Raw genomic sequence first — 10,793 nt, forward strand, 5'->3', positions numbered from 1 at the left:
CGTGATGACATATGACTATGATGATCAGAACATCTTTGCAAAAATCCTGCGCGGGGAAATCCCGTGCAGCAAGGTGTATGAGACCGACCATAGCCTTGCCTTTGCGGATATTTCGCCCAAAGCCCCCCATCATGTGCTGGTCATCCCGAAAGGGCCTTATGTTTGCTACGACCATTTCGCACGCAGCGCCTCTGATGCGGAAATCGTCGATTATACGCGTGCGATCGGTGAGGTGTGTGTCCGACTCGGCGTGGCACCGGGTGATGGCGGCGCGGGTTACCGGATGATCGCGAATTCAGGGTCAGACGGGGTGCAGGAAGTGCCACATCTGCATGTGCATATTCTTGGCGGGCGCAATATCGGGCCGATGGTGATGATGCGCCCTTGACGCGATAGGCGCGAGTGCATAATCAAGCGCCACAGGACGGCGAGTTGGCGGAGTGGTTACGCAGCGGATTGCAAATCCGTGTACAGGAGTTCGATTCTCCTACTCGCCTCCATATATATTGTGCTTTTTCTTTGCTTGCGTACAGTCAGTTACAACATGTAGTCGCAGCAGTGCTGTACACAACTTGTACACAGAAAATGATAGGCGCTTGCGCTCTATTGTGCTAAGCTAAGTAAATCAACCACTTAGCACCAAACCCACAAAATGAGTTATGGCGTCAGTTCAATAGAACTACACAGCAAGCTGCGAATCGATAAGCGCGCAGGTAGTAACAATTGGTACGCGCGTTTAACCTTGCCCAACAAAAAACGGTTGGTGAAGTCTACAAAAACAGCTGATGTGGAAGAAGCAAAAGAGGTTGCGCTGAGGCTGTACTATGAGACGGAAGCGCGCATAAAAAATAAGCTTCCAGCTACTACACGAAAATTCAAAGATGTGGCTGAGCACGCATTACGGCGTATGAATGATGAGCTGGCGCAAGGCGTAGGCAGGCAAGCGTATAAAGATTACATCCAAGCAACCAGACGCTGGCTTATTCCTTTTTTTGGCAGCACAGACATCAGCAAAATTGACCTGCTTGCACTCAAAAATTTTGACGCTTGGCGCGCAGAGAAAATGAATAAGACTCCTGCACAAAGCACCATCAACAATCACAACGCTGCATTGAACAGGATATTAGACGAAGCAGAGCTGAACGGCTGGATCACAAAAGCGCTCCGTCCCACCTTGCTCAACAAAGGTTTAAAGACCCAAAGCAGAGGTAGCTTCACAGTACAAGAATATCGCACCATCTATGCAGCCTTACGCAACTACCACAAATCAACTGCCCATCCAAAAGCTGCAGCAACACGCGAAACGCTGCGCAACTATGTCCTGTTTCTTGCAAACACAGGCATACGACATGGCACAGAAGCAATTGGATTAAGGTGGCGAAATATTGAATGGTACTACAAAGGCGGTGAAAAATATCTTGCTGTCAATGTTGACGGGAAAACAAAGAACCGACAGACAATTGCACGCGATAGAACGAGCCGTTATTTATTTCGTCAAAGCAAACTCAACCCGCGCCTGCAATTTGATAGCTTGGATGCGCTGATTGATGCAAAAAGCGATGAGTTTGTATTTACAACGCGCTTAGGCAAACCAGCTACTGTACATAACTTAAACAGGGCATTTAATGCACTGCTTGACGAACTAAATTTGAAAACTGGCGCCGATGACAGAGAGCGTACGCTTTACAGCTGGCGTCATTTCTACGCTACAGAAGATCTAGCACGTGGTATGAGCGCTCACACGCTAAGCAAGCAACTTGGCAATAGCACAGCGATGGTGGACAAGCATTACAGTAAGTATAGCCCAGCCATCAATGCTGAGCTGCACAGCGGTAGACGAAAAAAAACAGATCAAAAAACAGATTTTTCAAGTGCACAAGCCTCAAATTCTACTGTGCAGTTGGCTTTTCAGATGCTTAATGACGGCAAGCTTAGCGAAACAGCGCTACTGGCAACGCTTGGCGTTGAAAAAGATGGCTATACAGTAACGCAGGAGATAATGCTGGCTGCGCTACAGGCCAAAAACGATAATAAAATAGCAGAAGAAACACTACTTCTGATACTGAATGGATAAGAGAGCGCGCAACACATTTCTGCGCTGCGCAATCTCAAAGCTCAAAAAATTTATGCGCTTTTGCGCTTTGCCACACTCTCAACGGCTGTATCAAACTCACCAGCTGCAGCTGCCTTGTAAAACGCCTCTAGCACAGCGTTAACTTCTGCGAGCTCTTTTACAAAAACAGCGTTACCCTTGTCAGCAATTGGCAGCGCGCGCGCGCCATATTTGCACTGGACGTAATAGCCACCGTCCTGCTCAAAAAACCAAGCACGCACGCGCTTTTCTGCATCAACGCGTACACGCTCACCTTCTGCATTCGTTTTCCATTTACGCACAGCAAGCACATAGTCCTTGCCCACAACAGCATCTGCCCAAACGCGCATCTGCTCCTCAATCGCGCTTAGCAGCTTAGCACGCCTTTGCTCGGATGCAGACTTGTACGCAGTACGCTGAACTGACTTTACATTTAGCTTAGCAAGTACACTCATTTCAAACCTCCTGTGTTTGCTAATCACTTTATAAATTCAGAACACAACAAGAACGACCGGAATGTTACTTCAAACTGTGAAGTAAGCGCGCATCAAAAATGCACCCGCCTTAACGCATTAAGGATAAATAAAACACTAAAGTAGAAAGGATATAAATGAGAACTTACAATAACTTAAATTGGAAACAACTGACACATAACGCATGGAGCAATGAGTTAGCACATGCGCACTATGACGTAACCGGCACACTGAAATTTAACAACGGGAGGCGCGTAGGCAAGAGCACAGCAAGCAAGCTACTGACTGCGTATTGGCATAGAATGGATAAGCTGTTTTTTGGCGCGGACGCAAAGAAGCGGATAGGTGTAGAGCGCTGGGTGTTTGCGGAGTATGGCGAGCTAGGCGACAACTTGCATTTTCACTTCAAAGCCAAGTCACCGATCGAACCAGTTTTCTTTTGCGCTATAGCAAATTTGTTGTGGAGCAACTTAGACAACCTGACAGCATCGGCAAAGTACAACGAAATCACACCAACGATAGACGCTGTAAAATCCGCACGTTACGTTACAAAAGGCACAAAACATTTTTACTTTGACGAAATAGGCTTTAAGGCATCACACCGCAACAACACAAATATTGACGTAGAAAATTATCAGAACATACAACAGGCAAAACGCATCCAAAATCGTTTTTCTTTCCCAAAAATCATAGAGGCAATGGATTCAGTCATACAACAGGCAGCAAATGCAGAGCGCAACATGAAGATCAGGCAAACCAAAGCTGTAGCGTCAGGCGCTCAGTAAACACAGGCATGGAAAATTTACAGACACTAAGGCAGCGCTTTGAGGCGCTGCTAATCTTCAGTATATTCAAATCAAACAATTTGATACTTACAGAAAAACCAAACACAGAGAGTAAATACTTAAGGAGAACAGCATGACGTTACTTGAAACACTTTACAGGCACTTGAGACACAACGAGCTTACAGCGAATGCTGAGCATTTTAGCACAGAGTATTTGAATAAGAGCAAGAGCTGGTATGCTGTACAGATGCATGAGCGACGAGAAATAAGCGCAGCTGCAGCTATCCAGTGTTTACGCTCCATACGCAGCACGCAAGCTAACGCGGCTTTGTACAGCGAACAGCAGCGTGTTGCACTGATAGCGGCAGAGCACTTGTTGACACAGCACTTGCAGCAACAGCACGCGGTGGCGGAAATTACCACTGCGTAAATGTTAAACAATGCACAATCCATAACATCTTGCCCATATTCCAAACAAATACATAGGCTTGCGTGATCTGTGTTTTCAGGTCGTCCTGCATAATGTGTGGAATTATATTGTTTAACAAGAGAACCACACATTTGGGAGCTGAACAGATGAAACAGGCAAAGCTGCTAACTGACGCGGAACGCAAGCGACTGAGTGCTGTGGTGGATAGCTTGCGCCACAGCACACGCAATCACACAGCAATAGCACTGAGCTTTTACGCTGGCCTGCGTGCCTGTGAGATTGCTGCGCTGCGCATTGGCGATGTGTTTGACGCATCGGGCGCTGTGCGTGATACGATTTACCTGTCAGCAGCACAGACCAAAGGCAGTGACAGCTGCACGGTGCTGATGAACAAGAAATTGCGCGCACAACTCAAACAGTACGCCCTACGCTACCCCAAGCAAGTCGCCAAACCCAATGCAGCACTGATTTTCAGCGGCAAGGGCGGCAGCTTTACTGCGCAAACAGTGGTCAACCTGTTTCAGCGCTTGTACAAGCTGGCAGGCATTGAAGGTGCCAGTTCGCATTCAGGTCGTCGTCAGTTTGTAACGGAGCTGGCAGACAGGGGAATAAATGCGCGTGTCGTGCAAGCACTTGCGCGCCACAAAAACCTCAACACCACCATGCGCTACATTGACTTGAACGAGAACAAGTTGCGCGCTGCAGTTGAGCTGATCAATTTCTAAGCAACACAGCTATGCCTGTCAGTCATGCTGCCAGTCAGCGTCTTGAATACTTCAAAACCGCCAAAACCCTGCATTTCCTGCAAAATTGAGCAATCAATTCACCCCAAATAGCAACAGTTGCGCAGTTACGGTCTGTGCTTGATGGGCGGCACAGGGCTTTGTGGGCGCAGGTTACGCTTCTTGCTCCGCAGTTTGGTCATGTTTTTCTCCCAAGCAGTTTTATGGGTTGGCTTAGCCGCGCTGCGCTTTTGTGTAACGATTTCTTCTATAGTCATCTTTGCTCCTGGTGTTTGCAAACTGGTGGGGAGATTTGGCAAGTACTTGTACGCTTGATTTTGCGCGCCACAACTTTTTGTCCAAAACACCCCTTCCAAATGTATTTACTATATTGACGAAGCCGCACAGCTGAGCCAGCTTACTTCAAACTGTGAAGTAAGGGACAGCTATGAGCACGCAGCTAGACACACAACTGGCCTCACTTAAAGCATTGGCTGACACTCAAACTGCCGCGTACTACATGAGCAGAGATCAGCTGCATCAAGCTTTTGTGGACACCTATTTGTGGTGGCGCGAGGCAGACAAACAAGCTGGTTACTTGGATGCCAAGTATGCGGCCGCAGGCATTACCACACGCAAGCGCAAGGCCAATAGCCCAAATTTCTATCCCCTTGTACGACTGGTGTGGAACATTGACCCAACTAAGCAGGCCAGCACCATCAGCAACTGGGCAAAATCTCTGCTTGCACTGCATGACGAATATACAGGAAAAACAGAGCTATACGCACAAAATGCACGCGCTGACCTGATTAATTACATCAAAGACGAAGGCGGGCTTGCGCGGCTGCGTGGCGAAAAAGGGATGACAGCCGCAGAGCTTGCGGCAGAAGAAGCTGCTGGCGTACAACTGATGCAGCGCGGTAGACCTAAACTCACTGCCCCAGCCCCCGCCAATGTTGCCGCGTCAAAGCTTGAAGCTGTCAAAGCAATCGCGCCCAAAGCCACCATTCCCAGCTTTCCTACTGCCGTTACAAACGCTGACAACTTGGTGGTAATGCTGGGGCGCAAGAATGCTGCTGGACAGATTGAAATTGTGGGCAGCAATTACAGCGATCAGCTTGTGCAAACGGCACTTGACGCCTGCACAGCGCTGGATCGTAGCAATGTGACGCTTAGCTTGCGTCTAATTGCAGAAGCACTTGAGCCACACGCGCTACCAGCTAAGTTGGAGAGCTACAGGAAAAAGTTTTTTGACGACAGCGAAGTAGAACGCACTGTTACGCTGCGCGATTTGGACAAAGATGGAAATCCAAAAACTGAGGTTCAAAAAATCAAGCAAGCAACGCGCTTGCGTTACCGCCCAACAGCTACAGATTTTCTTGTCAGCAAAACTGCAACCCCTGCAAGCCTAGTCACATATGCACGACCAAATGCTGCGTTTGTCTGCGCTGATGAGGTCATATTGCGTGGCGCAGATAGAAGCTGGATAGAAAGCGAGCTGCTGAATAAGCAAAAGCTAACACTTTATAAGGCAGAGCCAAACAATGGGCTTGCGGCGACGCAGGGCACTGTAAAGGCAACGCACACGTTGCGTTTGGATGATGCGGCCTCAGAGCATACACGCAATATCTATTTTTATGAGAAATCCACTGTGCCTGTTGAGTCAAACCAGCAGCCAAGCATCAAAAATCAAGCTGCGCTTAATTGGAATTGGGAGCTTGAAACAACTGTGCAGTGGTTGGCAGAGTTTGACGCGCAATGCGCGACTCCATACGTAAACACAATACGTGGTTTTTTCAATCGCTCCAAATTTGCCAGCATTCAACTGCAGCTAGGCAAAACCGAGTTAGAGTTGCGGTACTGGTACGAAAATGACGTGTATGCTTACAACTACAGCCTGCCCTACAACAGCAACGCCAAACGCTTGGGCAAGAAGACTAGTACCCAACTGTTTACGGCAAATGCTAAAGACCTCGCGCTTGTGTTTGCAGTATTACCCACCCTCCCCATCACCAGCCAAAACGTGCTGCTATCTGGCAACAGCAACGTAATGCGGGTCAAGTACAGCACCGAGCTTGCTGACTATGAAACTTACATCCCAGCTGCTGACACAGCAGGCCTGCGTGATGCGACTGCATTTGAATTGTATGGTGCGTAATATGGCAGGTGAAAACTTTACTGCGCAGTATGACAACAAAGCCGTTTACTTGCCCAGCTTACAGCAAGGTTATGCAGCTTTCCCATTTAAAGACGCCAAGTCTGTACGCAACGGCGCTTTACCAAAAAATTTTCAACTGCAAGACTTGGATTTTCTGAACCCAGAAAGCAATCTATGGCACTGCAAGTATGTGCTTTACAGTGCAGGCCAGTTTAGCAGAGCGCAGATACGCACGCGCGATATGGTTACAGAGCGCAAGGCTGGCACAGTGGTTGTTGGGGATAGCGGCGGTTATCAAATTGGCACTGGCAAAATGAAAGCTGTGCAAGGTTGGCATAAATTTGCAAATGAGCCTGACAAGATCGCACATAACTGGCTTTTAGACGTAACTATACGCGACAGAACATTACGTTGGCTCGACAGATATTGCGACTACGCAATGACACTGGATATGCCACTTTGGGTATTGAACAATCCAAAAGCAACTGCTTCGCCCTTCAAAAACCTCTCCGCCAATCAATTGATCGATTTAAGCTATGAAAACTTGAAGTATTTTGCAAATAACAGGGGTAAAGCGACAGGTTCTAAGGCGAAATTTTTAAACATACTGCAGGATGGGGGAGGCGATACTGGGGAGATATGGTATAAACGCGTAAAAGACTTTGATTTTGAAGGGTGGGCATTTGGCGGTGATACAAAGAATGGCATTGCGCCCTTGCTAAAGTGGGTTCGGCGCTTGCTAGACGATGGAAAAATTAACAACAAAACTGAGTGGCTTCATGTGTTGATGATGTCACCGCCCATAAATAGCGTGCTGCTCACTGCCCTTCAAAAGCGACTGCGTGAGATATTGGGCAACAACATTACGGTAAGCTACGACAGTAGCAGCCCTTTTCAAACGTCAGGTATCAGCCAACAGATCGCAGTGCTACCTGAACTTACAAGCGACATAAAAACTTGGCGTATTAAGAGCGTTCAATACCCACAGCATCCGAAATACACAAGCAAGACAGATATTCGCTACTTGGAAAATATTGTCTCGCCTGTGACCAAACTCGTCAGTATCAACGACTTTCATGCCAAAGCTGGACCAATGGAAACCAAGTTTCTGGACTCGCTAGCACAGCATTTGCTGACCAATCATAATCTATATGTTTATCACAAAGCAGCTATTGATGCGTGTAATATTGTATTCAAGCGCAACGAATCTGAGCGCATACTTAAGAAAGTCAGCGCTAATTTGCTTTACATTAAGAATTTCCTTCAGTAACGTAAATGTGCCACAATCTATCAAGACCACAAAATGAACATCAATAATGTTATCGCTAGATCCTTGGCACACCTTAAACAAAGCTTGAAAAAATTTAGAGATCGCTTTTTAGCTCAGCTAGGGCTTACGCGGATAAAAGAATTGTCGGCGCTCGAAAAAAAGCTTGAAATTTGTAGCGCCACAAGCGACTACTTATTTGATTTGAGTTTTTCTGACTATATCCTTGAAGAAATTTTTGAGCGAGCTGAGAGAGTAAAACAAACAGAGATTTCTGGAAAACTTCACACTAAGCGATTTAGAAATCGCTTTGGAGTATCGTCTGGATTAACTAAGAAGCAAGCTTTCTTCTTAGAGCTTGATTGCTTATCGAGAATTGCGGAGTGCTGTGACATTGAAGCACAGCAACATTTTCCCATCCTTATCGATTATGACACGGAGCAGTTTACTATCACAACCTCGCACAACGGAATATCTTTGAAGGATATTCGAGAAGTGATCGCAGTTCCAGACTTCAACTGTCAACTTTCCCTAATTCTTTCAACTCTCAGCAAGGCGCAAGTGGCGCACTTAGATTGTCACCCAAATGGCAAAAACCTAACTGTTTCTAACGAAGGTATAATTTCTTTGATTGATTTTGACAATGCGCAAGTAAAAGATCAGCCATTCAATCACATAATGAGAAATCGTTACGAAAATAATTTTCAAAAAACAAAGGAAAAGATGGTTTTCGCTGTTGTAAATTGTAAATTCTTAATCTTGAAGTAGTGAGAAAAATTATTCTTAATTTATTGGTATGACGCCGAAAATAGGTAATTTAGCAGCTAACTATACAGCGCCATGACGCTTATTCATTTTTTAATATAAATAGGTATATATTCACTTATCACTTAATCAAATCGCAGCTATACCCTGACTCATCAACCGCACTATCTGTTTTTCCGGAATCTGTCCATAAATTTTAAACAACACTTAACGCCCTGCGCCTTACATCGGAAAGCGATGTAAGCATAGCCGCAGCCACGCTGTAAGGCGCCCGACAAGCGCGACCAAAGCCACAGCTATAGCAACAAAGCCAAAAAAAATCGCACCACACCCTGTATGAAGCTGTTTGACGCTGCTAGTCGCCGTTACTTCAAACTGTGAAGTAACGCACGGCCGCACAGCTTGCTTACGGAAGCAAAATCTTCATGCTTGCTTCCAGCTGCGCCTTTAGCCCATCGTCATGCAACAAAACTGTTTCAAGTACATCTTCTTCCACCACAAGCACAGCATCGACCACTTCACTTCCCGTAACTACCATAAAATGCACAATATTTCCGCCTAAGTCCCATGCATATCGCAAACTTAAAGCCTGCTTGTTCACCTTAACCTGCGCCGGCTCACCTTCACTGTTTGAATGCAGCAAGGGATTGAAAGCTTGATAAGCAACGAGCTTTAGGTTTGGCGCACAATTTGGCAAAAGCGCGAAACCTTGTTGCTCTTTGCCTTCCGCTGCCAAAGCACGCAGTGTTTCCCACAAATCAGCATTCCAATGCTTGCGCCAGCGCAGCCTAAATCTGTCATGCACCACATCAAGCAAGCTTCTAAATTCACTGCTTCTGTTTTCGTATGCTTCTATCATCACTCACCTCGTCTATGCTGGCTCGTTTCTAATCATCGGTTCGCCACAAACCTGCATTTGCCAGCCGTTTGCCTGCTCAACCCATCAAAACCTAGCCCACACGCAAACGCATGACTAGTCAGAACAAGTAGCAGCACAGCACAAAAAGCCATCTAAACAACGCGCTACAGTACTCGACCTGCTATGCTGCCACCTGGCTGCGCAAAAACTGAAAGCTTGCGCTGTAGCCCCGCCGCTGTGCACTGCTAGACGCCACAGCATTGAATTATGGTGAAAGCTTCTGCTTGCAAAGTATTCGCGCCACTGTCATTGTCGAATTATTGGAAAGTATTCACGCTTGTGCATATGTTGTACACAAATATGTACGCAGTGACTTTTTTTAACATTAACATGTTGATTTTTAATGGTTATACTTTTTGTTGCTCTATTGCAAATCCGTGTACAGGAGTTCGATTCTCCTACTCGCCTCCATTTTTCAAAAACATCTCTGACGATTTGAGTATCTGGATCGAATATGGCCTTTAGCGCGTGAAACGCGCTGACATGCCACGTCGGCCCTATCGCGTGCAGCGGCGATGACTTTGTCGTTCAAGACAGAAACGCGGCCCGGGGTGACACAACTGTCAGAATTCAAAATTTTGTACGAAAAATCCGGCGTTTTTGGTGTTAATCTAGCAATATCAATGGCTTAATTTTGCAATTTCAAAATCGTCCTCCGGAATTTCAAAATAGGCCTGTTTTCGACGGACAAGAAAGAACCCGCGATGAGATCATCGCGGGTTCATGCAGGCTAAAACCGAAATTCGGTAAAGTCTATGTCGGGAAGAGCTTATGCGCTTCGATCCGATAAGGGTTGTCGACCAACATGACGTTTGCACTGTCAGAGGCGCCGGTCCAACGGCGAAACGTCTCGGCAAGGTCGGACCGGGTAAGCTCGGTTCTTCCGGAAGCTTTGGCATGGGCCATCGAATGAACCACCATCTCGATGAAACGCCCCCAGCGGCGGGCGGCCCCATGGATCATCCGATTATAGGTGTCCTCATCCCGGAGCCCCGAAACGTCAAGTTTCGCAGCCGTACCATAGGCGCACATGATCGCGTCGGCCTCTTCGAGGTTTTGCTGATTATACGCGATATCGCTGTAGGAGATCGGCTCAAGCAGTGCGATCAATTCATCCGACTGATTGAGGTAATCCAGAAGTGTCGGGATGCCGGACAAGATCAGGACGATCGGCCATTCCGG

General features: G+C 46.8%; 11 protein-coding genes and 1 tRNA gene. 9 read left to right on the top strand and 3 right to left on the bottom strand.

Going from position 1 to position 10,793, the window contains the following annotated elements; translation table 11 throughout:
* Positions 1 to 4: 4 nt before the first annotated feature.
* The 3 genes from EV660_RS16530 (at position 5) to EV660_RS16540 (ending at position 2,074) form a co-directional block, all read left to right on the top strand.
* Positions 5 to 388: a histidine triad nucleotide-binding protein gene (locus EV660_RS16530; RefSeq protein WP_071479370.1), complete on the top strand. Its 384-nt coding sequence runs from the start codon at positions 5 to 7 to the stop codon at positions 386 to 388.
* Positions 389 to 426: 38 nt separating this feature from the next.
* A tRNA-Cys gene (locus EV660_RS16535) sits at positions 427 to 500 on the top strand.
* A 152-nt stretch (positions 501 to 652) separates the two neighbouring features.
* A complete protein-coding gene (locus tag EV660_RS16540) occupies positions 653 to 2,074 on the top strand; it encodes a tyrosine-type recombinase/integrase (RefSeq protein ID WP_084634594.1) in 1,422 nt (473 codons plus the stop codon).
* A 50-nt stretch (positions 2,075 to 2,124) separates the two neighbouring features.
* Here the strand turns inward: EV660_RS16540 and EV660_RS16545 are convergent, their stop codons facing one another.
* Entirely contained in the window at positions 2,125 to 2,547 is a 423-nt protein-coding gene (locus tag EV660_RS16545; RefSeq protein WP_071479151.1) for a hypothetical protein, read from the bottom strand.
* 320 nt (positions 2,548 to 2,867) lie between these two features.
* Between EV660_RS16545 and EV660_RS16550 the strand changes: the two genes are divergently transcribed.
* The 6 genes from EV660_RS16550 to EV660_RS16575 all read left to right on the top strand — a co-directional run bounded on the left by EV660_RS16550 (position 2,868) and on the right by EV660_RS16575 (position 8,695).
* The gene (locus EV660_RS16550; RefSeq protein WP_071479150.1) at positions 2,868 to 3,350 is read left to right on the top strand and encodes a hypothetical protein; all 483 of its coding nucleotides are present in this window, start codon (positions 2,868 to 2,870) and stop codon (positions 3,348 to 3,350) included.
* Between the two features lie 133 nt (positions 3,351 to 3,483).
* Complete coding sequence (locus tag EV660_RS16555) at positions 3,484 to 3,780, top strand: DUF6626 family protein (protein WP_071479149.1); 297 nt, start codon at positions 3,484 to 3,486, stop codon at positions 3,778 to 3,780.
* A 146-nt stretch (positions 3,781 to 3,926) separates the two neighbouring features.
* The gene (locus EV660_RS16560; RefSeq protein WP_071479148.1) at positions 3,927 to 4,505 is read left to right on the top strand and encodes a tyrosine-type recombinase/integrase; all 579 of its coding nucleotides are present in this window, start codon (positions 3,927 to 3,929) and stop codon (positions 4,503 to 4,505) included.
* A gap of 445 nt (positions 4,506 to 4,950) precedes the next feature.
* Complete coding sequence (locus EV660_RS16565; protein ID WP_134014058.1) at positions 4,951 to 6,660, top strand: hypothetical protein; 1,710 nt, start codon at positions 4,951 to 4,953, stop codon at positions 6,658 to 6,660.
* Position 6,661: 1 nt separating this feature from the next.
* Positions 6,662 to 7,930 (top strand): hypothetical protein, encoded by a 1,269-nt coding sequence (locus EV660_RS16570; RefSeq protein ID WP_071479146.1) that lies wholly within the window; start codon positions 6,662 to 6,664, stop codon positions 7,928 to 7,930.
* A gap of 33 nt (positions 7,931 to 7,963) precedes the next feature.
* Positions 7,964 to 8,695 carry a BUD32 family EKC/KEOPS complex subunit gene (locus EV660_RS16575; protein ID WP_071479145.1) on the top strand — a complete coding sequence of 244 codons (732 nt, stop codon included), beginning with the start codon at positions 7,964 to 7,966 and terminating at the stop codon, positions 8,693 to 8,695.
* Between the two features lie 403 nt (positions 8,696 to 9,098).
* Here EV660_RS16575 and EV660_RS16580 read toward each other — a convergent pair whose 3' ends face one another.
* Positions 9,099 to 9,551 carry a hypothetical protein gene (locus EV660_RS16580; protein ID WP_071479144.1) on the bottom strand — a complete coding sequence of 151 codons (453 nt, stop codon included), beginning with the start codon at positions 9,549 to 9,551 and terminating at the stop codon, positions 9,099 to 9,101.
* An 813-nt stretch (positions 9,552 to 10,364) separates the two neighbouring features.
* The coding region (locus tag EV660_RS18710) for a hypothetical protein (RefSeq protein WP_168800676.1) at positions 10,365 to 10,793 on the bottom strand (429 nt) is incomplete at its 5' end.

The organism is Roseinatronobacter bogoriensis DSM 18756 (assembly GCF_004366635.1).
Taxonomy (GTDB): Bacteria; Pseudomonadota; Alphaproteobacteria; order Rhodobacterales; family Rhodobacteraceae; genus Roseinatronobacter; species Roseinatronobacter bogoriensis.

Excerpts from the sequence above, each read along its gene's own strand:
- EV660_RS16530 (WP_071479370.1), top strand. The coding sequence starts at position 5 with ATGACATATGACTATGATGATCAGAACATCTTTGCAAAAATCCTGCGC.
- EV660_RS16540 (WP_084634594.1), top strand. The coding sequence starts at position 653 with ATGAGTTATGGCGTCAGTTCAATAGAACTACACAGCAAGCTGCGAATC.
- EV660_RS16545 (WP_071479151.1), bottom strand. The coding sequence starts at position 2,547 with ATGAGTGTACTTGCTAAGCTAAATGTAAAGTCAGTTCAGCGTACTGCG.
- EV660_RS16550 (WP_071479150.1), top strand. The coding sequence starts at position 2,868 with ATGGATAAGCTGTTTTTTGGCGCGGACGCAAAGAAGCGGATAGGTGTA.
- EV660_RS16555 (WP_071479149.1), top strand. The coding sequence starts at position 3,484 with ATGACGTTACTTGAAACACTTTACAGGCACTTGAGACACAACGAGCTT.
- EV660_RS16560 (WP_071479148.1), top strand. The coding sequence starts at position 3,927 with ATGAAACAGGCAAAGCTGCTAACTGACGCGGAACGCAAGCGACTGAGT.
- EV660_RS16565 (WP_134014058.1), top strand. The coding sequence starts at position 4,951 with ATGAGCACGCAGCTAGACACACAACTGGCCTCACTTAAAGCATTGGCT.
- EV660_RS16570 (WP_071479146.1), top strand. The coding sequence starts at position 6,662 with ATGGCAGGTGAAAACTTTACTGCGCAGTATGACAACAAAGCCGTTTAC.
- EV660_RS16575 (WP_071479145.1), top strand. The coding sequence starts at position 7,964 with ATGAACATCAATAATGTTATCGCTAGATCCTTGGCACACCTTAAACAA.
- EV660_RS16580 (WP_071479144.1), bottom strand. The coding sequence starts at position 9,551 with ATGATAGAAGCATACGAAAACAGAAGCAGTGAATTTAGAAGCTTGCTT.